Origin of the sequence: Acinetobacter sp. 226-1, assembly GCF_030329325.1 — a bacterium.
Taxonomy (GTDB): Bacteria; Pseudomonadota; Gammaproteobacteria; order Pseudomonadales; family Moraxellaceae; genus Acinetobacter; species Acinetobacter sichuanensis.
Window position 1 is genome coordinate 12,918 of sequence record NZ_JACANU010000018.1, and the last position, 22,788, is coordinate 35,705.

A 22,788-nucleotide genomic window follows, 5' to 3' on the forward strand; every position below is an offset into this window, starting at 1 on the left:
ATGTTCAGTGTTATAAATTTTTATATTTCTCTAAAAGAAAATCATGCAAATTGTCACCTTTTTTCTGTTTAAAACGCTGAGAAAATAATGAAATATATTCAGAAGGATTAATCTGTGCAAAACTAATTTCTTCAAAATCTTCATCAAAAGCATCTGCATATTGAAGGATAAAAATCATTTCATCGCCTTGTTGATTTTGTAGTTTTCCTTCTTTTCTTAAATCTTGTAATACTTGAATAATTGTATTTTGGTAATGTTGTCGAAGCTCAATATACTGTTCTTCCGTGTATTCCTCACCCAATTGTTCATATAATCTTTGAATTTGTTGATGGACATGATTATTGTGACTCGCCTCAATGCTCCATTCAGAAATAAACCAAACCAGTTCTTGATCAAATTGACTAAATTCTTCGAGCGTCATCCCCACCACAAAATAACCGCATAAATCCTCAACTAATCCTAACCCAATTATCTGTAAATGCTGTCCTAATGTCTCTTGTTTGAGTTCTGCACAAGCATCTTGAATATCTTGGTAAATCGTTAAATACAAATTTGTTTTTTCAGTCATTTTTCATTATTCCTATTTTTATTGATCAAAATAAATACTTTACTATCTGCATTTAAAATCTGTGTATTATTTTTTAAAGTGACAACTTGTGAAGTGTCCCAATGTGAATGCCCACAAAATAATAAATTTTCAGCGTACTTTTCAAGTAAATGAAGCAATTGTGGTTCACCTAAAAAATTCATTTCTTGAATATGAGGTGAAAGGTGAGTCAATAAAATATCAGGCTGTTTTTTCAAAAGTTTTTTAAGTGATGAATAATATTCATCTTCTGGCAATCTAAAATTTTTATCTACACGTCCAATGATTCCGCTCAGCCCTGCGATTTTTAAATGATTTATTTCAATAAAATCATTGTCTAAAAAATGAATATTTTCAAATTCTGCAAGTTGATATAAATCTTTTCCAAAATCATCATGATTGCCTGCAATGCCAATCACTTGCCGAAAAACCTGTGCAAAAGCTTGCCAGACGTTGATCGGATTGCCACTGCTGCCACGCTTTTCTAAATTGGCATATAAATCGCCACATAAAAAAGCCCATGACTTTTCAAGTTTCAACTGAGGAAAATAGATCTCATAAATCAGTGCTAAACTTTCAGCTAAAACTTCTCCTAATAGCAAATTCTGATCATTGTCAAAGTTGCATACGCCTTGTAAATCTGAAGTCACCACGATTGAATCAATAGATTGCGGTAAACCTTCAATTTCACCCCGATAAATCGGAAGCTGAAATTTTTGTGCCGTCAAAGCGCCATGAGGAATAGTGAAATATTCAATATATTCGATTGGATTTGAATCAATTATTTTTATACTCAGACGACTCATCAAGCACACCTAATTTACAATGATTTTCATGGGCTTAGATATAATATGATAATAGTTTTGTTGATCAATCTGATATTTATAAACCACTAAAACATCAGCCTTCCCTTTCTCTAGGAAAATCAACTGACCATTGACCATCTCATATTTGAGTGAGCCTGCTAATACGATGAAATCATTAATATTTTTCGATATTTTTATGCCATCTTGCTGAGTCAATTGCGCTTTAACTTGCACAGCTTGGTTCAGTTTAGCTTTGATGCTTTCAGCCGTCTGAATATCCACAATATACTTGGAATAAAGCTGTGCTGAATTGGTCGTAATGCCACTTGTTCCCGCAATATACAACTGTTTAAATGTTTCATCATTGAGTGCCCATGGCCAAAAACTGATACCACGATGTTTTGAAGCTTCTAAAATACTGCTCAAATCTGCACGATAAGCAGGGTTATAACTTGAATTAAACTTTTGTACATCAGTATTAATTTGCTTACTACTCACTAAAACATTGGCACTATTTGGCATCTTCCCAACCAATAAACCACGTGGAATCTCCGACATTTGTGACTGAGCACGTGCCACTTGATCGGTATTAAAGGACGTCGTGACAACCTGATTTTCAACTTGATATTTTTTTATTTCCTCTTGCATTTTAGCGACCAATTGAGGATTTTTGCTTTTCATTTCAATCATCAAAACAAAATTAGGATTGTTTTTAAATGCAGTGAAATATTCCGCTAAAGTTGGAATTTTATAATTTTTATTTTTTGAACGAAGTTGTTGAACTTGCGCTAAAGTCATCTCCTCAATTTTACCTGTGGAGGTTGTGGTTCGATCTACCGTCGCATCATGCATCACCACAATCTGCTGGTCTTTAGTCAGATAAATATCATTTTCGACAATATCTGCTCCTAGTGCTACCGCATGTTTCGCACTCTCTAAGGTATTTTCATCTTCTAAACTGGGTACACCACGATGCCCAATAATCAAAGGTTTGCGCAATAATGTATTTTTTGGAAATTGCTTCAATACACTATTGAATAACGAACTTTGTGTAGTGATCACGCCATTCGTCCCTGAAGTTAAAATGGCTGCAACTTCATTCGGCTGTGTCGCTGTTGAATCAATCCAAACCGTCATCAAGTGGCGTTGAATAAAACTCACATTGGCTTTATTGGCTAAATACTCTGGCAGTACCACAATTCGTGCATGCGCTTGATTGGTACGACGCATAATTTCTGAAAGACTTTGTCGATTATCTTTCAATTTTTCGGCACTTAAGTCCAAAGCTGTGCGTAGCATCGGGACAACTTGATGTGCAGTTTTTAACAGAACATCGCTTTTAGACAATAAGGTGATATCACTGATATCTTGTTTTTTTGAAAGTAATTTTAATTGCTCAAGGGTTTGTGGGGTTTTAATTTCTAAAACAGGAATAGTCTTACGTTGTGGATTTGCTAAATAATGTTCTAACAAACCTAGCTTATTTCCTTTTTGATCTAACAAATTTAACTCACGATCCAATTGGTAATATGCCTGATTGGCTGAGCTCAAAGCTGTGTCACTATTTTCAATCTTTTGGATAATCGTTGGTGCTAGAGCAACATTACTTTGAATTTCTTGCACTTGAGTCACTTTATTTTGTAAATCAGGCAATGCTTGTCGCTGTTCACTTACCTGAATATTTTTAACTTTGAGGATAATACCTGTCGCTGATAACCCAATACCACCTTTGGTAGAAAGCTGATCAAGCTCAACATCTTGCATCAACTGATGATTTAGATAATGTTGTACGCGTTGCCCAGAAACCACGATGCTGGCTTTATACCATTGATTTGGTTTTAAGTTTTCTGAAAAAGCTTTACTGGTCATGACTTCCCACTGACCATTGCTTTTACGACGACCAAACTCTGTGCCATTTTTTGCAGTAGTATCTGCACGTAAAGTAAATTGATAATAACTGTTGGGAATTACACCTTGAGTCTCATTAACATCATAAATCACACTGCCCCAACGTGAAGAATTCACAGCTTGATCTAAACTAAACTCTACATCGATTCGATAGTTCTGTTGTTTTTCTAAGCTTTGTGGCAATAAAACTGAGGTCGGTTGTCCAGCATTAGCTCGACCATCCAGAATCAATACACCATTTTCAATATAGATATGACCTGCATTATTTCCAGGGATACGCCAACCGTGGGGAATGGTTTTTTGTTGTGCAAAATTTTGTTGATAAAACACTTTAAGCTCAGAAGAAACAGGCGCAGTGCTTTGTACTTTTGTGGTGGTTTTGGCAGAAATTTCAGCATAACTTTGTAATGGAAGTAACATGAAAACAGCAAGAGAAAGTATTGAATTTTTCATAATATTTTTTGATTCATTGAAAATATTGACATTTTTCAATGATAAAAGCCCAAACTAGTTATGATCTATTCTAAATCTTTCTCTACTTTAGAACAGTATTTTAGTTTGGGCTTTTTCTATTTTTACTATTTTTTTCTACTTTTCACTATTGCTGTTGCTGCTCTTGTTGCCAACGGCGTTGCTGTAAACGTTCGCCTTCCACTTCACGCTTATTACGTGCAGATTCATACAGTTTTGTCCCTTTGAGCTCAGGTGGCAAATATTCCTGTAAAACAAAATGTTCGGGATAATTGTGCGGATAGAGATAATCTACACCATAGCCCTGTTCTTTCATCAGCTTGGTGGGTGCATTTCGTAAATGTAAAGGCACAGGCAGATTTGAGGTTTTTTCTGCGAGTTCAAGGGCTTTATTAATGGCTAAATAAGTGCTGTTACTCTTGGCACTGGTCGCCAAATAGACCGCACATTGTCCCAAAATAATCCGACATTCAGGCATACCGACAGCTTGTACCGAACGAAAACATTCACCTGCCAACAACAAAGCATTCGGATTTGAATTGCCAATGTCTTCCGAAGCGGCGATCAACATCCGACGTGCGATAAAGACAGGATCTTCACCACCTTTTAGCATACGTGCCATCCAATACAAGGTCGCATCTGGATCACTGCCCCGAATGGACTTAATAAATGCCGACACTAAGTCATAATGTTGCTCACCTGATTTGTCATAGCGTGCAATATTTTGCTGTGCTACTTTAACAACAATGGCATTGGTGACAATATTTTCGACTTCAGCTTCAAACGTACTTGCAACCAAATCAATCAAATTCAGTGCCTTACGTGCATCACCTGCGGCAAATTGCACCAATGCATCAAACTCTTCAATTTGAATATATCTTTCTTTTAAAAAGCGATCTTGCTGAATTGCACGTAAAATCAAGTCCTGAATTGCCTCATTACTTAAAGCATTTAAAGTGTAAACCTGACAACGAGACAACAATGCACTATTCACCTCAAAAGATGGATTTTCTGTGGTTGCCCCTATCAGCGTAATCTTGCCTTTTTCTACTGCATTTAACAGCGCATCTTGTTGTGACTTGTTAAAGCGATGAATTTCATCAATAAAAACCACAGGTGTCAGCAAATCACCGCTTTCCGCAATCACTTCCCGCAGTTCTTTTACCCCAGTATTGAGCGCAGATAAACTGACAAATGGTCGATCAACCGCTTGAGCCAAAAGCAAGGCAATTGTGGTTTTCCCTACCCCCGGTGGTCCCCAAAAAATAATCGAGGGTAAATGTCCTTGATCAATCATTTGACGCAGTGGCGCACCAGCCCCCAACAGATGATCTTGCCCAATAATTTCAGACAAATCGCGTGGGCGTAATCGTTCAGGAAGAGGGATTTGAGTGTCGGACATATGACTTTTCGATTGGTGAATGCTGTTCTTAGTCTACTATGGAAAGTCCATCAGATGACATGTCCCGTTTTAAAATAATTGATTGTTCAATACATCCATCAATGCTGCCTGAAAAACCTGTCCATGACTTAGAAGTGGATACAAAATTAGCTTTGCATCAACACCTTTATGCGCCAGATCTTGCACCAATTGACGATTATTTTGAATCATATCACGATCAGCATTGATACTGACCCGAGCTTGTGACTGCACCTGATCACCTTCCATTACCACCAGTTTTTTATGCTGTAACTGTGCTGCATCTGTTTTGGCAACTGCATTTAAAATACGTGTATCTGCCCAACTCAGTGAAGGACTTGCCGAGAAATAGTGTGAAAATGGCTGATCTTTTGTATTCAGTAAAGTGTCAAGGACAAATAATCCACCATAAGAATGTCCCCATAGTGCTGTTCGCTGCGGATCAAGTGCCACCTGCTGACGTACCCATGGCTGAATCTGATGTATGATCAACTCACGAAACTGCACACTGCCACCTGTCATGCGCTCGGGATTTCGTGGATCAGGCATTATTTTTCCTGTCTCATCTGCGGGCGTATAATCGACAGAACGTGCTGCTGATTCAAAAGGTAAATTGCTCTGATAACCGATTGCCACCAAAACAGGCGCATCCCGTTCAGATAGTTTTTTTAGCATAGTGTCATTTAAGCGTGACATGACAGAATTACCATCGAGCATAAAAATGGCAGCGGATTGTTGATTTTGTTTGTGATTTTTAGGAATACCCAACCAGACCTGATAATTTCTTTGCTGATCGGCTGACTGAAATTTTTGCGTTTTGAACTGATAATAGGCTGAGCCTTCATATGCAATATTGGCACCTAAAGGTCTTAAATCAGGCTTGGCATATACCGCTATGCTTGTCGTGCTTAAGCTGAGCGCCAACACATAGCACATGATGAGTTGATACCATAAGCCACTTTCAACATTATTGATTCACTCCATTTTAATGGAATGATCATACTTTTAATTGATAATGATTATCAATTATTTTATGAGGATTATCGAACCCAACGCACAATATAATCTTCGATTTGTTCTTCATCGACCTGTTCTTCAGAAATACAACGCCCTGCTGCAGATTTTCTCGCATCAATCACACTTTGACGTGATCCCGTATTTAAATAATGCCACGTTGGCAAATTTTTGCCTTCATTTAAACGACGATAAGCACAGCTCGAAGGCAACCAATGAATTTGTTGTAATTTTTCTGGGGTCAGTTGAATGCAATCAGGAACATACTGCATCCGATTGGGATAGTCAGAACATTGAGCAGTCTGGCAGTCAAGTAACTTGCAGGAAACTTTGGTATATGCAACTTCATTGCTCTCTTCATCTTCTAATTTAACCAAACAGCATAACCCACAACCATCACATAAGGCTTCCCATTCTGCTTGATTAAGCTCAGTCAAGGTCAAGGTTTTCCAAAATTGTGGTCGAATCTCAGCAGACATATCCCAAATAATCCTTAACTCATTTACAAAATGATTATAACAGTATTCATAAATGATATTCACTCTTACATTTGCTCACAAAACAAGCGTTTTTTGTTTGGCATTTCACATGAATTGCACAGAACTATACATGTTGCGGATGAGGCTTTTTATATACTGAAAAAGATAACAACAACTTGGAGAAAAACTATGTTTCGTTGGGCAATAATCTTTGCAGTGATTGCATTAGTTGCGAGTCTATTTGGTTTTGGTGGCGTCGCAGGTATGTCAAAAGACTTCGCGGTCATTCTCTTGGTCGTCGCAGTAATTCTTGCGATTGTGGGTTTCATCTCTAGGGGAAAAGTTTAAATTTACTTATTAAATAAATAAAAAAAGAAGGATAGATATCCTTCTTTTTTTATCGATGTTTTACCCACTAAATTTATAATTTCTCACATTTATTTACGACTAATGATGCAATTAGTCATTTGAATTTGTCATATTTATGCTTTAATCAATGTCATTCTTGCCGATCTTAATCAGGATTTAATAATGACATTTGCAATAACAACACGTGAAATTCAATACCAAGCACAAGACGGTACGACACTTATTGGCTATTTTGCTGCCCCTGAATCCACACAAGCTGTTGCAGGTGTGATCGTTGCTCCTGAATGGTGGGGACGTACTGAATACACTGAACAACGCGCACGCGAGTTGGCAGAACATGGTTTTGCAGCTCTTGCCATTGATATGTATGGCGACAAAAAAGTCACAACAAATGTACCTCAAGCCAGTGAATGGATGACACAAACTTTCCAAAATGCCAATACGATTGTTGACCGTGCAACTGCGGGCTTAGCCACTTTGGCAGCTCAACCAGAAGTCGATGCAACACGTTTAGCTGCCATTGGTTTTTGTTATGGTGGTAAAGTGGTGTTAGACCTTGCACGTACTGGTGCGGATTTAAAAGCAGTTGTGACTTTCCACGCTGCTAATGTTTCACCACGTCAAGAAGGTGATGCTCAAAATATCAAAGCTGAACTTTTAGTTTTACATGGTGAACTTGACAGCATGCTTTCACTTGAAGCGATTGAAAGCTTTGAACAAGAAATGACTGCTGCACAAGTGAAATATGAAGTGATTGTATTTAAAGGTGCAAAACATGGCTTTAGTAATACTCTTGCAGATGAACGTGCAAAAGCAAATAATGTCGACTTAGGATATAACGTTGAAGCAGAGCAAAAAGGCTTAGCTGCAATGTATCAACTTCTAGACCGTACACTCGCTTAATTCAAAGTCTATAGCGAATGTCTTGATTTAAATAAAATTGAAAGAGGAAGATAAAATGACTGATAAAAAATGCCCATATTGTGAATTTGACGAATTTGACATTATTGATAAAAATGATTTTGGGGTGATTTTACCTGAAACAAATCCCTTATCTAAAGGTCATTCAGTCATTATTCCTCTGCGCCATACCGACTCATTTTTTGAGCTGACTGAAAAAGAACGTAATAGTTTATCAACTTTACTTGAACTTGCACGTAATGAACTAAAAATCCGTCATCATGCTGAAGGTTTTCATGTCGCATTTAATGACGGTAATGTCTTTGGTGATGATCAACTCGAACATTTTCATATTCATATCATCCCACGCTATAAAAATGAAAATTTAAAATTAGATAAACGTTGGGGCGTAGTCAGTGATCAATAACTGATGATTCCCATCTAAAGTAGAAAAGGCGCTAAAGCGTCTTTTTTATAGTCTGATTTTCGTCCTCTATTCTGTTAAAAATTGTGCATTATTCGCTATACTGATGACCTATTTTTCCATTATTTTTCATGATTTTTATGTCGCAATTCTCCTTTTCAGATGCCCTGCTCACTTGGTTCGATCAACACGGACGTCATGATTTGCCATGGCAAGTTGCAGATGATCCCTACAAAGTATGGGTCTCTGAAATCATGTTGCAACAGACGCAGGTCAAAACGGTCTTACAATATTTTGAGCGTTTTATGAGCCGCTTTCCGACTGTGGATGACTTAGGACAAGCCACTTGGGATGATGTTGCTCCGTATTGGGCAGGTCTGGGTTATTACGCCCGTGCCCGTAATCTACATAAAGCGGCGGGAATTGTGAGTCGACAAGGACATTTTCCTGCAACGCTTGAACAATGGGTTGAGCTACCTGGGATCGGACCTTCTACTGGTGGCGCACTGATGTCGCTCGGTTTACGTCAGTATGGCGTGATTATGGATGGCAATGTCAAACGTGTATTGGCACGTTTTTTTGCCATTGAAGATGATTTGAGTAAACCCATTCATGAACGGGAAATGTGGCAACGTGCAGAAATGCTGTGTCCAACTGAACGTAATCATGACTATACTCAAGCCATTATGGATTTGGGTGCAACCATCTGCACGCCGAAAAAACCATTATGTTTGTATTGTCCAATGCAACAGCACTGTCAGGCACATCAACAAGGTTTAGAAACTGAACTGCCTTATAAGAAACCGAAAAAACCTGTCCCTGTAAAAACAGCCAAAGTTTTACTGATTCAATCCAATCAGCAATGGTTATGGCAACAACGTCCAAACAGTGGTTTATGGGGTGGTTTATGGAGTTTGCCCATTTTTGAAGATGATGTTGAATTTGAAAATATCTGTAAGCGTTTTAAATTGATTTCCAAAGTTGAACCCGTACAAATTTCGCATAGCTTTACCCATTTCACATGGATTTTAAATGCTCATATTTTCCAGATTGAGTCTGATCAACAGGAATATCTGCAAGCTGAACTGACAGGTGAATGGCTTTCGCCACAAAAAGCTACACAAATGGGCATCCCAACTGCTATGAAAAAATTGATCTCAGCCATTGAGATATGACATATTCAGACATAGGTCTTCACAACTTATTTTCAATTTTTATTTGTATTTTTAAAACTTGAATAATGAATAATTAGGATTTCTTGTGTCATTTTATTTTCGTTATAGTTTGATTGCATGTTTTGCTATTTTAATCAGTGCATGTACCACTACGCCTAAAAAACCAAGTCCTTTACCGCAAAATACGATTTTAAAACTAAAATCCATGTCGATGCCAAATCGTTTGCCCATTCCTGTAGAAGGGATTAAAGCAAAAAATTTGACTGACACTTGGGGAGCATCTCGTAGTGCAGGGCGCAGTCACGAGGGCATTGATATTATGGCTCCACGTGGAACAAAGGTTTATAGTACAACTGAAGGCTTAGTGACTAGCCTCAAAGGGAATAACTTAGGTGGCACTGTCATTTGGATCATGGGTCCTAGTGGTGCTTATCATTATTATGCACATTTAAATGGACATAAACGTGGCTTAAAAGAAGGTGACTATATCAAAAAAGGCACTTTAATTGGCTATGTCGGCAATACAGGAAATGCACGACACACTGCCCCTCATTTGCACTATGGATTATACTTAAACGGTAAAGGTCGTGGCGCAGTCAACCCTTACCCTTATTTAAGATAGTTTTGTTGAAAAAATCAGTTAGGAATATTCCATGTCAGAAGCAGTACTTGAGCGTTTAGTTGAATTTGCAGAATCAGGTAATCAACAAAAAATTGTCTTTAATGGACAAAGCCATCAAGGCTGGATTATGGAAATCACCGATGAAGCTTTACTGATCAGTACAGGTTTTGCAGATAAGACAGGCAAAGATTTGTGGCTAAATTTCAACGAGATGCAACAGTCTGAATTATTTTATTGGGACAATAAAACCGATCAATGGGTCGAATTTAAACTTTAAAAAAATAAAATTCAGGAGCACTTAAAAATGACAAATAAGCGTTGTGGCTGGTGCTCCAATGACCCGATTTATATCCATTACCATGATCATGAATGGGGCAAGTCCAATCGCAATGAACAGCATTTATTTGAAATGCTGTGTCTGGAAGGTCAGCAAGCAGGTCTGTCATGGATTACCGTCCTGAAAAAACGCGAAGCTTATCGGACGCACTTTTTTCATCGTCCTATTACTGAAATTGCACAACTGACCGATCAGCATCTTGAATATAAATTACAGGATGCAGGTCTAATTCGTCATATCGGAAAATTAAAAGCAATCCGCGACAATGCAATCGCTTGGCAAAACATGAAAGCCGAAGGTTTAGATCCTGTCCAATGGCTATGGGATTTTGTCGATCAGAAACAACAGATCAATGATGTACCTGACTACAAACACGCCCCTGCTCAGACTGAAATCAGTCAACAGTTATCGAAAACCTTAAAGAAAAAAGGCTTTAAATTTGTTGGACCGACCACGATCTATGCTTTTATGCAGGCTGTCGGTATGGTCAATGACCATGAAAATGATTGTTCATTTCGTTGATATTTTTTATTAAAAACTGAAAATAACAGGAAGGATTCACATGACTGATAATACCATCCATGCTTATGCTGCCTTAGAGGCAGGTGCTGCACTTGTACCTTTTGACTTTGATGCAGGCGAATTACAAGCACATCAAGTTGAAGTCAAAGTCGAATATTGCGGACTTTGTCACTCCGATGTTTCCGTGATCAACAATGAATGGGGCAATGCAGTTTATCCTGTAGTGGGTGGTCATGAAATTATTGGCACGATTACTCAACTTGGTTCAGAAGCCAAAGGCTTAAAAGTCGGACAGCGTGTTGGAATTGGTTGGACTGCGGAAAGTTGCCAATACTGTGATCCTTGTGTCAGTGGTCAACAAGTCCTTTGTACAGGTGAAAAGAAAGCGACCATAGTCGGGCATGCAGGTGGTTTTGCCGATAAAGTCCGTGCAGGTTGGCAATGGATTATTCCCCTACCTGAAGACTTAGATCCTGAAAGTGCAGGACCCTTACTGTGTGGTGGTATCACGGTATTTGACCCAATTTTAAAACATCAGATTCAAGCCATTCACCATGTTGGTGTCATTGGCATTGGTGGTTTAGGTCATATGGCGATTAAACTGCTGAAAGCTTGGGGCTGTGAAATTACAGCTTTTACCTCAAGTCTGGATAAGACCGATGAACTCAAAGCCATGGGCGCAGATCATGTGGTCAATAGCCGTGATGCCAATGCTTTAAAAACACAGCGTGGCAAATTTGATCTTTTACTGTGTACGGTGAATGTCAGCCTAGATTGGAAAGCCTATCTGAATACACTTGCACCCAATGGTACGATTCACATGCTCGGTATGGTTCTTGACCCAATGCCAATTCCTGCGGGAACTTTAATCAGTGGCGCAAAATCAGTGACAGGCTCGCCAACGGGTTCGCCTTTTGCTCTACGTCAGCTTCTACAATTTGCAGCACGTAAAAATATTGCCCCACAAATCGAACTGTATCCAATGTCGAAAATTAATGAGGCTTTGGAGCGACTACACTCAGGACAGGCACGTTATCGCATTGTGTTAAAGGCGGATTTTTAATAAACCGTACTAACCTCTTTAATTGCTATCGGACGTGATAATTTTTGACTTACTTTTTCTGTTCAATAGAATCCCTCCCAACCTCCCTTTAAAAAAGGGAGGAGATGTTCGAATCTAATATTAAGCAGATTCGTAATATCCCCCTCTTTTTAAAGATGAGTAGCAAAGCTACGCAAGAGGGGAGATTTTAAGCTACATCCTCAGCAGATAACTCCCCTCTCACCCAATCTGCCAACAACACAATCGCCGCTCGAATCTCATCCGATAACTGATGCCCTGCATTTAACCGAATACAATTGTTATAACGATTATCTTCACCAAAAATTAAACCGGGAACAATATTAATACTGTGTTTTTGCGCATGATAATACAGCGCCAAACTATCCACCTGTTCAGGAAACTGTAGCCACAATGCATAACTGCCCTGTGGTTGATTCAATCGAATTTCCACACCCTGAAAAGCCTGCGAAATAAACTGACGATATTGCTCCACCTGTGCCATCAATTTAGGTCTCAATTCACTTAAATGCTGACGATACGCCCGACTAAAAATCAAATCGGCAAGTCCCAACTGCAACGGCGTATTCACTGACACATTTTGTAAAATCAACTTGGCATGTAAATGCTTCAAGCGCTGTGGCAAACAAAACCAACCCAAACGATAAGACGGCGATAAAGACTTGGAAATCGAACTGCAATAAATCACATAGCCTGCACGATCCCAATATTTGATCGGTAAAGGACGTTTGGCATTGAAACTACATTCGGCATAAATGTCATCTTCAATTACATAACACTGATATTTTTCAGCAAGTTGAGCAATTTTTTCTTTTTCAGCATTACTCAGACAAAAACCCAAAGGATTTTGAAAATTTGCGGTCAATAAGCAGACTTTTGCACCTGATTTTTGCATGGCTTGTTCTAAACGCGCTAAGTCAAAACCCTCGGTATTGGCAGGAATTTCAATGATCTTGCGCTTTAACAATGCCAACAATTGCAATTGCCCATTATAGTTGGGGGTGGGCACGATAATACTGTCACCTTCATGGCTAACACTCTGAATCATCATTGACAATGCAGGCATGCAACCATTGCTGATATAAATATCCTCTTTGGCAATATAAAAACCATCTTCTGCCCAATGCGCGGACAACGCTTCCCGTAAAGTGGGATGACCTTGCCGATTATTATATAAAAAATCCTCAGGTTTACAGTGTTTTAGTGCACGTTGAATCGAACGTCTCAACGCTTCTACAGGCACAAAATCAGGTGATAACTGGATCGAACCTAAATGTACCAAACGGTTATTGGCAGAGGCTTCATGAATTTGTATTTGTAATTCTAAATTTGACACTTCACGTGGTCGGGATGGAAAACTCGGATGATCAGGCACAGCGATGCGTTGTGCATCCTGTTGTGATTGCACAAAATAACCTGACTTTTCCTTCACATAAATCAAGCCTTGTGCTTCAAGCAATTCATAACAACTTTTTGCAGTATTCAGACTAATGCTTTGCTGCTCGGCAAATTGACGCAATGAACTCAAACGCTGCCCGACTGTCAATTCGCCACAATAAATTTTCTGTGCAAGTTGCTGTGCCAAACTTTGGTATTGAAATGCCATATCTGTACCCAAATTTTAGTATTTGTTGTATCTGTACCTATAAAACTATCAGATTTATGCTTCTTTCACAGCCCCATCTTGCAACTGAAATGATTTGAAAGGAGAAAATAATGAGAATATTCACATTGCTAACGACAGCTTTATTGCTCAGTGCCTGCCAACCCCAAGCCACCAATCAAATCGCACAGCAACAGCATTTTATTTGTAAATCATTGATTGAAGGCTTTCTAAAAACGCAACGATTGGGCGAATATCAACTTGATCATCTGCAACCGAGTTTACAACATGCAGCACCGATCAGAGCGTACACCTATCGTGTTAGCAACGACATCAACATGCGCCTTAACATGCCGACACAGCAGAATTTAAATTTTGAATGTCAGCAGGATGCTGCTCAACATTTCGAAGTACGTTTGGTCAATCAAGCACAAAACAGCAAACAAAATCTGCTCAGTTTGGATTTACCGCCACAAAAAACTATCGATACTTTGACAGCTTTTGCGCTAAAAACTCAATGAATAAACGGACACGCTTCGGCAAGTGCTCTTGCTGATAGTACACGGCATGGATGCTCTGCTCATATAGCTCGATTTGATCTTCAAATAAAGCCACCAATCGCCCTTGCTTTAAATCTTGGATAATTTCAAATGCAGATAAGCGTGCGATCCCAAATCCACCTACGCATAATTGTCTTACGGTTTCTCCACTTGATGCTTTAATTTGAGGCTGAATCGTCAAATACTGACCATCAACCTGAATCGGCCAAGTATTGAGATGTGCCACTTTACTGAAGCCAATTTGTTGATGGTTGAGAATGTCCTTTGGCGTTTGCGGCTTGCCATTTTTTTCTAAATATTCAGGACTTGCCACAATATATAAACGACTCTTACACAACAAGCGAGCATGTAGACTTGAATCGGTTAATTGTCCAAAACGAATGGCGACATCTGTTTTATGTTCAAGCAGATCAATAATTTGGTCATTACTGTTTAGTTCAATCTGAATATTGGGATATAGCGCGAGAAACTCAGGAATCAACGGCGTAATCACATGCAATACAAAAGGCGTTGCGGAGTCAACCCGTACAATGCCTGAAGTATCGTTGTCTGATTTGAGTAAGGCATCTTCTGCTTCATTCAGGTCATGAACGATTTTTCGGGCTTTTTCTAAAAATATTTGCCCTTCCTGCGTCAATTTTAATTTGCGTGTGGTGCGTTCAAGCAAAGTTACATTGAGTTTGGTTTCAAGACGCTGTAAAGCTCGACTCACGCCCGAAGTAGTTTGGTGCAACTGCTCTGCTGCCCCAACAATGGAGCCACTATCAACAATAGAGATAAATGCCTGTAATTCTTCTAAGGTGGATTTCATTTTTATCACAGTTTATTGTTGACTAAAAATCAATAATATTTTGCAGAATATTGTATTTGTCCGCAACAATAAATCTTGCACAATACAGATAATCTCAAAAACAATGTGAAATATCCATGAATACGATCATTCCGCAATTCGGTGTCGGAACTTTCCGTTTAACAGGTCAAACCGTCATTGATTCGGTAAAAACGGCTTTGGATGTTGGTTATCGTTCTATTGATACGGCACAAATCTATGGCAATGAAGCAGAAGTGGGGCAAGCCATTGCTGAAAGCCAAATCAACCGAAATGAGTTATTTATCACCACAAAAATTTGGACAGAATATTATTCAGCAGACAAACTGATTCCAAGTTTAAAAGACAGCTTACATAAACTCAGAACAGATGCTGTGGATTTAACGCTGATCCATTGGCCTGCGCCAAGTAAAGGTATTTCCGTGGCTGAAATGATGCAAAACCTGTTACAGGCAAAACAGCAAGGTCTGACCAAACATATTGGTATTTCAAATTTCAATATTGATTTGACCCAACAAGCGATTGCTGCGGTGGGTGTGGAAAATATTGCCACCAATCAGATTGAACTCAGTCCGTATTTACAAAACCGTAAAGTTGTTGAGTTTTTACAAGCGCAAAATATTGATGTGACTTCATATATGACGTTGGCATATGGCAAAGTCTTGCAAGATCCTGTTTTGGCTAAAATTGCTCAACATCATCAAGCGTCAACTGCACAAATTGCCTTGGCTTGGGCATTGCAAAAAGGCTTCTCTGTGATTCCATCATCAACCAAACGTGAAAATCTGATCGCCAATCTAAAAGCACAGGACATCCAACTGACTGCTGAAGAAATGCAGATGATTGCAGAGTTGGAACGCAACGGACGAGAAGTTGATCCTGAAGGCTTAGCGCCGATTTGGGACTAAAGCAAAATAAAAATTAATTTCCCTTTATTTGCGCTTGCCATTGGGGCTTTTGCCATTGGCACCACAGAATTTTCCCCCATGGGCTTCTTGCCACAAATTGCGGAAAACCTGAATATTTCCATTCCCACCGCAGGTATGCTGATCACTGCCTATGCCTTGGGTGTGATGATTGGTGCACCGATCATGACGCTATGGTTTGGACATTTTTCCAAACGTAAAGCCCTGATCCTTGCCATGAGTATTTTCACGGTCGGAAATATTTTAGCCGCCATAGCACCCAATTATTGGGGACTGATGGGCGCACGGATCCTGACCAGTTTAAATCATGGCGTGTTTTTTGGGATAGGTTCGATTGTTGCAACCAGTGTTGTGCCTAAAGAAAAACAAGCCAGTGCCGTTGCCACTATGTTTATGGGGCTGACCATTGCCAATATTGGCGGTGTTCCGCTTGCCACATGGGTCGGACAAAATATTGGTTGGCGCATGTCCTTTGCCGCTATTGCTGTTTTGGGTGTCGTTACCATGCTGTGCTTATGGAAGGCATTGCCTGAGGGAACTGCGGGACAACGTCCCAATGTCAAAGCTGAATTAAAGGTGCTGACCCGTCTGCCTGTCGTGCTTGCCTTACTTACCACTGTGATGAGCGCAGGTGCAATGTTTACCCTGTACACCTATATTGCCCCAACACTGCAAAATATTACCCATGCAAGTCCAAGCTTTATTACGCTCATGCTGGTGCTGATCGGGGTGGGTTTTTCGATTGGAAATCATTTAGGCGGTAAATTTGCAGACAAATCCTTAACCAAAACCCTGACTGGTTTTTTGTTGTTGCTGATGCTGTCAATGTTGCTCTTCCCTATTTTGGCAACCACGCCAATTGGTGCTGCTTTGGCATTGGTGGTTTGGGGAACAGCCGCTTTTGCTGTGGTTCCTCCCTTACAAATGCGCGTCATGTCTGTGGCACATGAAGCGCCTGGTTTGGCATCATCTGTCAATATTGGGGCATTTAACTTAGGAAATGCTGTGGGTGCAGCAGCAGGCGGTGCCGTACTCAGTCTGGGCATGAGCTATGTCATGGTATCGATTACAGGTGCATTACTCACCGCTTTGGGTCTGCTCTTGGTTTGGCTGCAAATGCGCTTATCTCAGCCAAAACTTGCGTATTCTTCTGAATCCTGAATAAAAAAATCCCACCATCAAACAGGTGGGATTTTTTAAATCTTCACTTTTGCACGATTTATTTTAAAATTTCAGGTAATGCAGGCAATGTCTTATTTTTAGCCAACTCCGCTTTCATTTTTTGCAACATCTGATAAGGCTGCTGTTCGACTAGCATATTGGTAACACTGGCTGGGATTGCACCTTCAGGATTAGCATGACCGTTGGTGGTGACTTTGACTTGGTTTGCTCCTAGTTTCTGAAATGTCCAATCTCCTGAATAATCTTTTAAACGAATATAATCCGTATTGAGTGCCTTACCTTGTTGAATTGCGCTATTTTTAATCGTAATTGTGCCATTACTGTCTTTTGACATTTTGCCTTTAACCACCATATCGCGGTCTTTCAGTGGAAATGGAAAATCTAAAACCATATAGAGCGTAAATTCACCCTTTTTATCATCACGTGAAAGGATTTCGGCTTTTGCGACATTGGGAACCCATTTTGGACTGTTATTAACATCTAACACTAAAGCCACAGCTTTTTCTATTGGCACATCAATCACGGTTTCAGCCTTATAAGATAAAACGGGATTATTTGCGTCCTTATATGTCCAGACCTTAATATTATTTTTATTAAGGCTAAGTTTAGCATTACTTGGCAAAGTTGCTTGCGCAGACAGACTCAAAGCACTGGCTACACAAGCAATTAACATCACTGTCTTATTCATTTTATTTATTCAAAATCGTTTTCTTGTTTTTATATTAACCGATCATAAGAAAAGCTTAAATATCATTTAAACCTAAAACATCTTTCATGTCATATTTTTTAGCATCTTTGCCCACAACCCATGCCGCTGCACGCACCGCACCTGAAGCAAAGTTCATACGACTGGTGGCTTTATGGGTCACTTCAACACGCTCACCTTCACCAATAAACATGACCGTATGTTCACCGACAATATCACCACCACGAATGGTTTCAAAACCAATGGTTTCACGCTCACGTGGACCTGTATGCCCTTCACGACCATACACTGCTACTTTCTTCAAATCACGACCTAAAGTATCGGCAACTGCTTCACCCATCATGAGTGCTGTACCTGATGGTGCATCTACTTTATGACGGTGATGTGCTTCAATGATTTCGATATCGACAGTGTCGCCAAAAACTTTTGCTGCGAGTTCTAAGAGTTTAATTGAAACATTCACACCCACTGAATAGTTCGCTGCATAGACCACAGGAGTTTGAGTTGCAGATTCATTTAAAACTTGTTTTTGTTCTTCTGAAAAGCCCGTGGTACCAATCACCATCGCCACGCCTGCTTCACGGCAGAGTTTTAAGTTATTTTCAGTTGCCGCAGGTGCAGTAAAATCAATCACCACATCTACATCTTTTAAAATTTCTTCTAAACTGCCAACAACTTTAATACCAACAGCACCGATGCCTGCAAGTTCACCTGCATCAGCACCAATTAAAGTGCTTTCTGGACGCTCAACTGCTGCTGCAAGTTGATAACCTGCTTGTTGTACAGCTTGAATTAATGTGCGACCCATACGTCCGCCTGCGCCTAAAATACCAATACGTGGAGCTGTTGACATGAGTTCTTCCTAAATCTAGATTTAAAATTTGATCTACTATAGCAAAACTCTGTGTATAGGCTAAGTTTCGCTAGAACATTTCCTCAAAATAATTCTATTTTCATTTGCATGCTACATGTTAAAAAATGTGCGCTTTGACCTACTGAGATAAAATTCAGTTTAAGATAATCAAAAGTACAACTTAGCTATTCATTATGCGTTTTGATTTTTTTGATTTGAGACTCTTCTTAAATATTGTGGCAAATGGCAGTCTAACCAAAGGTGCAGAATGCTCAGCGATTTCCTTACAAGCAGCAAGTGAGAGAGTAAAAAAACTAGAACAACATTTCCATACTTCGTTATTTACTCGCCATAGCTCTGGTATAAAACTGACTATTGCAGGTCAAGTATTTGCAGAACACGCACAGCAAGTACTTCAACAAGCCCAACAATTACAAAATGCGATGCTTCCCTTTTCACAAGGCTTAATCACAGAAATCACGTTATGGTGTAATTCTTCTGCGCAAAGTGAATATTTACCCTTATTGCTGCCTCAATATTTAGTGGAAAATTCACATTTACACATCGAACTCAAAGAGGCTGAAAGCCAAGACATCATCCAAGCGCTTGAAAAAGGCATCGCACAGCTTGGTTTAATTTCAAGTTTTTTTAATTCAAAACATTTACATACTTTAGATTTTGCTGATGATCCTTTAGTGCTTATTTGCCCTCAAGATCATGATTTAGCAAAAGAAAAAATACTTAATTTAGCCGATATTTTACATTATCCTTTTGTTGGGCTAATACAACATCACTCACTACAACAATCGATCGAAGCTCAAGCAAAACAACTGCATTGTACGATTCAATATCGTTTACGTTTACCCAACTTCACCGCAATTGCACAAGTTGTTGCCAATAGTGTAGGTATTGCGATTATTCCTAAACGTGCTGCACAACATTTAAATAAAATATATAAATTTCATCAAGTTAAACTAAGTGGAACTTGGGCAAATCGTAAATTACTTCTGGCAGCACAAAATTTCGATATTTTAAATACGTCTTATCAACACTTTGCACAATTTTTAATTTCTCAAAAAAATCAATTGGATGTTGACTAAAATTAAACAACACCCAGTTGGTGTAAAACAGAATACACACCAAAAACCACTAAACCACAAAAAAAGACTTTACGAAATTTTTGTTCAGGAATGCGATAACGAATTTTTGTTCCTAACCACATCCCCATTAAAGCAGGAATTAAGGCGATCAATGATAATTGATAATTAATGGGTGTATTTTCTACAGGATTTAAATGTAAAAAAACGGCTAGACAACATGTTGATACAGTAAAAGCCAGACCTAAAGTTTGAACTAAATCATCACGTTTTAACTGTAAAGACTGAACATAAGGCACCACAGGAATGAGCACCACACCTGTTGCAACGGTTAATGCACCACCCAAATAACCCACAATCGGCGATAAATATTTTTCATAAGGCGCAAGATTTGGCATATTTTTGGCAAATAAACCATACGCACCATACAAAGCTAACATGGCGCCTAGTAATGCTTCACTCTGAAAATGAGTTGTCGAATGACCTAAAGTTGGAAAAATACTCCAAACTGAGCCAACAATAATACCCAGTAATAACATCCAAAAACGGCGAATTAAACGAATGACATGACCTTCAGCAAAAAGTTGCCAAATATTCGTCACCATTGAAGGAATAATCAATAAAGCTGCTGCCTGAAAAGGACTGATGACCAGCGTCAAAAGTCCCATAGATACCGCAGGTAAACCTAAGCCAATTGTACCTTTAATCATTCCTGCTACTGCAAAGACAGCAATCACAAAACCTATCAAGACACGCCCCTCGTCATATTTTAGGTCATGCTACAGAAATTTTTTAAGATGAAATATCACGTTTTTCAGAAGTGAACCTCAATAAAATATTGAGGCTAAATGAAAAATTAGAATTAAAACCCTTTATAAAATAGTGGCTATAAAACAGGAATGCTCTTAGTCAAAAATAAAGACTCGAATAGATCCAACTTCGTCATATTTCATCGCGCGTTATGATTGCATTTTTAATGCACTTGACTACATCTATATAAGGAAAAATCTTTTATTTACGATTATCCTAATGATTCATTCACCATTCATTTTATGTCTGGCATTTAAAAAATTCATATGATAAATCTAATATTTTAGGGTCTAATTTCTTTAAGTTCTCGTTGAATAAAATGTTGAATCATCTCGCGATAAATCTTTTCAACTAAGTCAGGATCTGTATGTAATACTTTGGCTTTTTCACGAACTTTATGAATCACTTGTTGTACACGTTCAGGCGACTGTACATCTTCAGCAGTACGTTTAAAGCGTACCGCTTGATCAACATAAAATTGGCGTGTGGCAATAATTTCGATTAAGGCTTGATCAAGTTCATCAATATAAGCACGTGCTTGTTCAAGTGATTCACATTTCTCTTTTTTCATCGCTAAGTTGTTTGGCATATTTTAGCTCGGCAGCATTATCACTTTTATACTTCTGTTCTAACACATTACTGAAAATACTTTCAATCATCCATACACGATATAAGCTATTAAATACGTAACGTTTTCCTTCAATATCTAACTCAAGCACAGGAAAATCAGGTTGATGCTTCTCAGCACAATGTTGGTCATTTATTTTTAATAACTCACTGACATCCAAATCTACTAATTTTTCAATACCTAATTCTTGTTGTAGTTCTTGCAAATGTGCCTTATAAGACAAATCTTTTCCTTTTGCCCACACTGCTTCCAAAATAGTATAGATGGCATCAACACGTTGCTCTTGTTCAACACTATAAAATAACTGTGCCATATGCAAAATACTGTCTGCGGTTGGACGACAAAATGGGGTAAATTTTACCTCAGTACGTTTTGATAAACGTGTTGCTAAACTCCAATCAAAAAAGTCTCGTCCATGATAACTTAACGGAAAAACATTCAATTGAATATTATAATAATTTGCCAACTCTTCTTTGATATAAGCCAATAACAACCAACTAATCGGATCTTCGAGCGCAATATATAAATTTAACTCAGGATGCATTGCCTGAATTTCAGCAAGTTCTTCTGCATCACTCATTAAATGTTCGCGCCATTCAATATGATTAATGAGGAAAATAGGGTTATCAATCAATAACTTTTGCTGTTTTAAACGGCGTGTTAAACGTAGCAAATCATCGACTGCATGGTATTTACGTCCACCTAGCTCAAAATAACTTTCTAGAACAGGTGTATGATCAAAGATACGCTCTGGAAAATGTTGTTCTTTTTGTTGTTTACTTGCCATCACAAATAACATGCGTAATTTTCCATATTGTTGCTGCCACAACATATGAAAAACGTCTTCAAGTAAATATAAAAAATTTTGACCTGTTAATGGCGTATTACGAAGGATGGTTTCTGCTTGTTTTAATGCTTCTTGAGTGGGTTGTTCTGGTTTTTCTTCATCATAACTAAAACGGTGCTGATTCGCTAAAATCTTGGCGTCATTCAAACTATATTTACGCCATTCTTCAATCGTCATGCCATTGGGGGGTTCTGCGGCAGTATCTGAAATAATAATTTTCAACGGTTTTAATTCAGCACTTAAAATATCATCGAGTTGTATCAACTGCTGCACAGCGAGATAACTATAAACATCATCTAAACGCAAATAGATATGTAGACCATGTTCCGTGGATAACACCTCTTGACGTATTGGCTTTTCATAAAACCAACTCGATCTAATGGGATCAAACCAACGGCGTAACAGTGACATGAGTATAGCCTCGAAAAAGCACTGAATAATGTGATGAAAAAATTTGATTGAAACTCATTCAAGCATACCATTCATTGCAATATGATGCTTAAAAAATTTATTTTACATTGAAAATTTTTTCACCATGCTGCATAAAACAGCCCATCACTAAAAATTTAATTCTAATCATTCAATCATATAAAAAGCACCCAATCTATGGATGCTTTTTAAATATTAAATCAT

The 22,788-nt window shown here is 38.6% G+C and carries 25 protein-coding genes; 12 read left to right on the forward strand and 13 right to left on the reverse strand.

The window, feature by feature from the left end:
• Positions 1-10: 10 nt before the first annotated feature.
• From HX124_RS16505 to HX124_RS16530, 6 genes are all read right to left on the reverse strand, one after another.
• Positions 11-568 (reverse strand): hypothetical protein, encoded by a 558-nt coding sequence (locus HX124_RS16505; RefSeq protein WP_286384159.1) that lies wholly within the window; start codon positions 566-568, stop codon positions 11-13.
• Positions 565-1,392: a metallophosphoesterase family protein gene (locus HX124_RS16510; protein ID WP_286384160.1), complete on the reverse strand. Its 828-nt coding sequence runs from the start codon at positions 1,390-1,392 to the stop codon at positions 565-567. The genes HX124_RS16505 and HX124_RS16510 overlap by 4 nt, the downstream gene beginning before the upstream one ends.
• A gap of 9 nt (positions 1,393-1,401) precedes the next feature.
• Positions 1,402-3,753: a glycerophosphodiester phosphodiesterase family protein gene (locus HX124_RS16515; protein ID WP_286384161.1), complete on the reverse strand. Its 2,352-nt coding sequence runs from the start codon at positions 3,751-3,753 to the stop codon at positions 1,402-1,404.
• Positions 3,754-3,898: 145 nt separating this feature from the next.
• Positions 3,899-5,173, reverse strand: coding sequence for a replication-associated recombination protein A (locus HX124_RS16520; protein ID WP_286384163.1), 1,275 nt, complete (start codon positions 5,171-5,173; stop codon positions 3,899-3,901).
• 69 nt (positions 5,174-5,242) lie between these two features.
• A complete protein-coding gene (locus HX124_RS16525) occupies positions 5,243-6,127 on the reverse strand; it encodes an alpha/beta hydrolase (protein ID WP_286384164.1) in 885 nt (294 codons plus the stop codon).
• A 104-nt stretch (positions 6,128-6,231) separates the two neighbouring features.
• Entirely contained in the window at positions 6,232-6,684 is a 453-nt protein-coding gene (locus HX124_RS16530) for a YcgN family cysteine cluster protein (RefSeq protein ID WP_107009064.1), read from the reverse strand.
• A 189-nt stretch (positions 6,685-6,873) separates the two neighbouring features.
• Here HX124_RS16530 and HX124_RS16535 point away from each other — a divergent pair, with 189 nt between their 5' ends.
• The 8 genes from HX124_RS16535 to ahr all read left to right on the forward strand — a co-directional run bounded on the left by HX124_RS16535 (position 6,874) and on the right by ahr (position 12,096).
• The gene (locus HX124_RS16535; protein WP_004825834.1) at positions 6,874-7,032 is read left to right on the forward strand and encodes a DUF1328 domain-containing protein; all 159 of its coding nucleotides are present in this window, start codon (positions 6,874-6,876) and stop codon (positions 7,030-7,032) included.
• A 183-nt stretch (positions 7,033-7,215) separates the two neighbouring features.
• Complete coding sequence (locus tag HX124_RS16540; RefSeq protein ID WP_286384165.1) at positions 7,216-7,956, forward strand: dienelactone hydrolase family protein; 741 nt, start codon at positions 7,216-7,218, stop codon at positions 7,954-7,956.
• Positions 7,957-8,011: 55 nt separating this feature from the next.
• Entirely contained in the window at positions 8,012-8,380 is a 369-nt protein-coding gene (locus HX124_RS16545) for an HIT family protein (protein ID WP_286384166.1), read from the forward strand.
• Between the two features lie 137 nt (positions 8,381-8,517).
• Entirely contained in the window at positions 8,518-9,552 is a 1,035-nt protein-coding gene (mutY, locus tag HX124_RS16550; protein ID WP_286384167.1) for an A/G-specific adenine glycosylase, read from the forward strand.
• An 85-nt stretch (positions 9,553-9,637) separates the two neighbouring features.
• A complete protein-coding gene (locus HX124_RS16555; RefSeq protein ID WP_286384168.1) occupies positions 9,638-10,174 on the forward strand; it encodes a M23 family metallopeptidase in 537 nt (178 codons plus the stop codon).
• A 31-nt stretch (positions 10,175-10,205) separates the two neighbouring features.
• A complete protein-coding gene (locus HX124_RS16560) occupies positions 10,206-10,451 on the forward strand; it encodes a hypothetical protein (RefSeq protein WP_286384169.1) in 246 nt (81 codons plus the stop codon).
• Positions 10,452-10,478: 27 nt separating this feature from the next.
• The gene (locus HX124_RS16565; protein WP_286384170.1) at positions 10,479-11,033 is read left to right on the forward strand and encodes a DNA-3-methyladenine glycosylase I; all 555 of its coding nucleotides are present in this window, start codon (positions 10,479-10,481) and stop codon (positions 11,031-11,033) included.
• Between the two features lie 40 nt (positions 11,034-11,073).
• Positions 11,074-12,096 (forward strand): NADPH-dependent aldehyde reductase Ahr, encoded by a 1,023-nt coding sequence (gene ahr, locus HX124_RS16570; protein ID WP_286384171.1) that lies wholly within the window; start codon positions 11,074-11,076, stop codon positions 12,094-12,096.
• Positions 12,097-12,283: 187 nt separating this feature from the next.
• Here the strand turns inward: ahr and HX124_RS16575 are convergent, their stop codons facing one another.
• Positions 12,284-13,720, reverse strand: coding sequence for an aminotransferase-like domain-containing protein (locus HX124_RS16575; RefSeq protein ID WP_286384172.1), 1,437 nt, complete (start codon positions 13,718-13,720; stop codon positions 12,284-12,286).
• Positions 13,721-13,830: 110 nt separating this feature from the next.
• Between HX124_RS16575 and HX124_RS16580 the strand changes: the two genes are divergently transcribed.
• A complete protein-coding gene (locus tag HX124_RS16580; protein ID WP_286384173.1) occupies positions 13,831-14,238 on the forward strand; it encodes a hypothetical protein in 408 nt (135 codons plus the stop codon).
• Here HX124_RS16580 and HX124_RS16585 read toward each other — a convergent pair.
• A complete protein-coding gene (locus tag HX124_RS16585; protein WP_286384174.1) occupies positions 14,198-15,088 on the reverse strand; it encodes a LysR family transcriptional regulator in 891 nt (296 codons plus the stop codon). The two genes, HX124_RS16580 and HX124_RS16585, sit on opposite strands and share 41 nt — an antisense overlap.
• A gap of 116 nt (positions 15,089-15,204) precedes the next feature.
• Between HX124_RS16585 and dkgB the strand changes: the two genes are divergently transcribed.
• Both dkgB and HX124_RS16595 read left to right on the forward strand, forming a co-directional pair.
• Positions 15,205-16,014, forward strand: a complete 810-nt coding sequence (gene dkgB / locus HX124_RS16590; RefSeq protein ID WP_286384175.1) for a 2,5-didehydrogluconate reductase DkgB — start codon at positions 15,205-15,207, stop codon at positions 16,012-16,014.
• Between the two features lie 6 nt (positions 16,015-16,020).
• Positions 16,021-17,193, forward strand: coding sequence for an MFS transporter (locus HX124_RS16595; protein ID WP_286384179.1), 1,173 nt, complete (start codon positions 16,021-16,023; stop codon positions 17,191-17,193).
• Between the two features lie 58 nt (positions 17,194-17,251).
• On the opposite strand, the gene HX124_RS16600 is transcribed toward HX124_RS16595, so the two are convergent.
• Positions 17,252-17,902 carry an START domain-containing protein gene (locus tag HX124_RS16600; RefSeq protein WP_286384176.1) on the reverse strand — a complete coding sequence of 217 codons (651 nt, stop codon included), beginning with the start codon at positions 17,900-17,902 and terminating at the stop codon, positions 17,252-17,254.
• Between the two features lie 55 nt (positions 17,903-17,957).
• Positions 17,958-18,773, reverse strand: coding sequence for a 4-hydroxy-tetrahydrodipicolinate reductase (gene dapB / locus HX124_RS16605; protein WP_107009050.1), 816 nt, complete (start codon positions 18,771-18,773; stop codon positions 17,958-17,960).
• Between the two features lie 194 nt (positions 18,774-18,967).
• Between dapB and HX124_RS16610 the strand changes: the two genes are divergently transcribed.
• On the forward strand, positions 18,968-19,873 hold the full coding sequence (locus tag HX124_RS16610; protein WP_286384177.1) for a LysR family transcriptional regulator: 906 nt from the start codon (positions 18,968-18,970) through the stop codon (positions 19,871-19,873).
• Positions 19,874-19,875: 2 nt separating this feature from the next.
• Here the strand turns inward: HX124_RS16610 and HX124_RS16615 are convergent, their stop codons facing one another.
• The 3 genes from HX124_RS16615 to HX124_RS16625 form a co-directional block, all read right to left on the reverse strand.
• Entirely contained in the window at positions 19,876-20,619 is a 744-nt protein-coding gene (locus HX124_RS16615) for a sulfite exporter TauE/SafE family protein (RefSeq protein ID WP_286378409.1), read from the reverse strand.
• A 344-nt stretch (positions 20,620-20,963) separates the two neighbouring features.
• A complete protein-coding gene (locus tag HX124_RS16620; RefSeq protein ID WP_286378413.1) occupies positions 20,964-21,251 on the reverse strand; it encodes a chorismate mutase in 288 nt (95 codons plus the stop codon).
• Complete coding sequence (locus HX124_RS16625) at positions 21,232-22,566, reverse strand: hypothetical protein (RefSeq protein ID WP_107009046.1); 1,335 nt, start codon at positions 22,564-22,566, stop codon at positions 21,232-21,234. The genes HX124_RS16620 and HX124_RS16625 overlap by 20 nt, the downstream gene beginning before the upstream one ends.
• Positions 22,567-22,788: the final 222 nt, after the last annotated feature.

What these genes read in the sequence shown, in the direction of transcription:
- dapB (WP_107009050.1), bottom strand. Translation starts at nt 18,773, where the DNA reads ATGTCAACAGCTCCACGTATTGGTATTTTAGGCGCAGGCGGACGTATG.
- HX124_RS16565 (WP_286384170.1), top strand. Translation starts at nt 10,479, where the DNA reads ATGACAAATAAGCGTTGTGGCTGGTGCTCCAATGACCCGATTTATATC.
- HX124_RS16545 (WP_286384166.1), top strand. Translation starts at nt 8,012, where the DNA reads ATGACTGATAAAAAATGCCCATATTGTGAATTTGACGAATTTGACATT.
- HX124_RS16505 (WP_286384159.1), bottom strand. Translation starts at nt 568, where the DNA reads ATGACTGAAAAAACAAATTTGTATTTAACGATTTACCAAGATATTCAA.
- HX124_RS16530 (WP_107009064.1), bottom strand. Translation starts at nt 6,684, where the DNA reads ATGTCTGCTGAGATTCGACCACAATTTTGGAAAACCTTGACCTTGACT.
- HX124_RS16525 (WP_286384164.1), bottom strand. Translation starts at nt 6,127, where the DNA reads ATGTGCTATGTGTTGGCGCTCAGCTTAAGCACGACAAGCATAGCGGTA.
- ahr (WP_286384171.1), top strand. Translation starts at nt 11,074, where the DNA reads ATGACTGATAATACCATCCATGCTTATGCTGCCTTAGAGGCAGGTGCT.
- mutY (WP_286384167.1), top strand. Translation starts at nt 8,518, where the DNA reads ATGTCGCAATTCTCCTTTTCAGATGCCCTGCTCACTTGGTTCGATCAA.
- HX124_RS16620 (WP_286378413.1), bottom strand. Translation starts at nt 21,251, where the DNA reads ATGAAAAAAGAGAAATGTGAATCACTTGAACAAGCACGTGCTTATATT.
- HX124_RS16540 (WP_286384165.1), top strand. Translation starts at nt 7,216, where the DNA reads ATGACATTTGCAATAACAACACGTGAAATTCAATACCAAGCACAAGAC.
- HX124_RS16600 (WP_286384176.1), bottom strand. Translation starts at nt 17,902, where the DNA reads ATGAATAAGACAGTGATGTTAATTGCTTGTGTAGCCAGTGCTTTGAGT.
- HX124_RS16520 (WP_286384163.1), bottom strand. Translation starts at nt 5,173, where the DNA reads ATGTCCGACACTCAAATCCCTCTTCCTGAACGATTACGCCCACGCGAT.
- HX124_RS16585 (WP_286384174.1), bottom strand. Translation starts at nt 15,088, where the DNA reads ATGAAATCCACCTTAGAAGAATTACAGGCATTTATCTCTATTGTTGAT.
- HX124_RS16580 (WP_286384173.1), top strand. Translation starts at nt 13,831, where the DNA reads ATGAGAATATTCACATTGCTAACGACAGCTTTATTGCTCAGTGCCTGC.
- dkgB (WP_286384175.1), top strand. Translation starts at nt 15,205, where the DNA reads ATGAATACGATCATTCCGCAATTCGGTGTCGGAACTTTCCGTTTAACA.
- HX124_RS16625 (WP_107009046.1), bottom strand. Translation starts at nt 22,566, where the DNA reads ATGTCACTGTTACGCCGTTGGTTTGATCCCATTAGATCGAGTTGGTTT.
- HX124_RS16610 (WP_286384177.1), top strand. Translation starts at nt 18,968, where the DNA reads ATGCGTTTTGATTTTTTTGATTTGAGACTCTTCTTAAATATTGTGGCA.
- HX124_RS16510 (WP_286384160.1), bottom strand. Translation starts at nt 1,392, where the DNA reads ATGAGTCGTCTGAGTATAAAAATAATTGATTCAAATCCAATCGAATAT.
- HX124_RS16560 (WP_286384169.1), top strand. Translation starts at nt 10,206, where the DNA reads ATGTCAGAAGCAGTACTTGAGCGTTTAGTTGAATTTGCAGAATCAGGT.
- HX124_RS16515 (WP_286384161.1), bottom strand. Translation starts at nt 3,753, where the DNA reads ATGAAAAATTCAATACTTTCTCTTGCTGTTTTCATGTTACTTCCATTA.
- HX124_RS16575 (WP_286384172.1), bottom strand. Translation starts at nt 13,720, where the DNA reads ATGGCATTTCAATACCAAAGTTTGGCACAGCAACTTGCACAGAAAATT.
- HX124_RS16535 (WP_004825834.1), top strand. Translation starts at nt 6,874, where the DNA reads ATGTTTCGTTGGGCAATAATCTTTGCAGTGATTGCATTAGTTGCGAGT.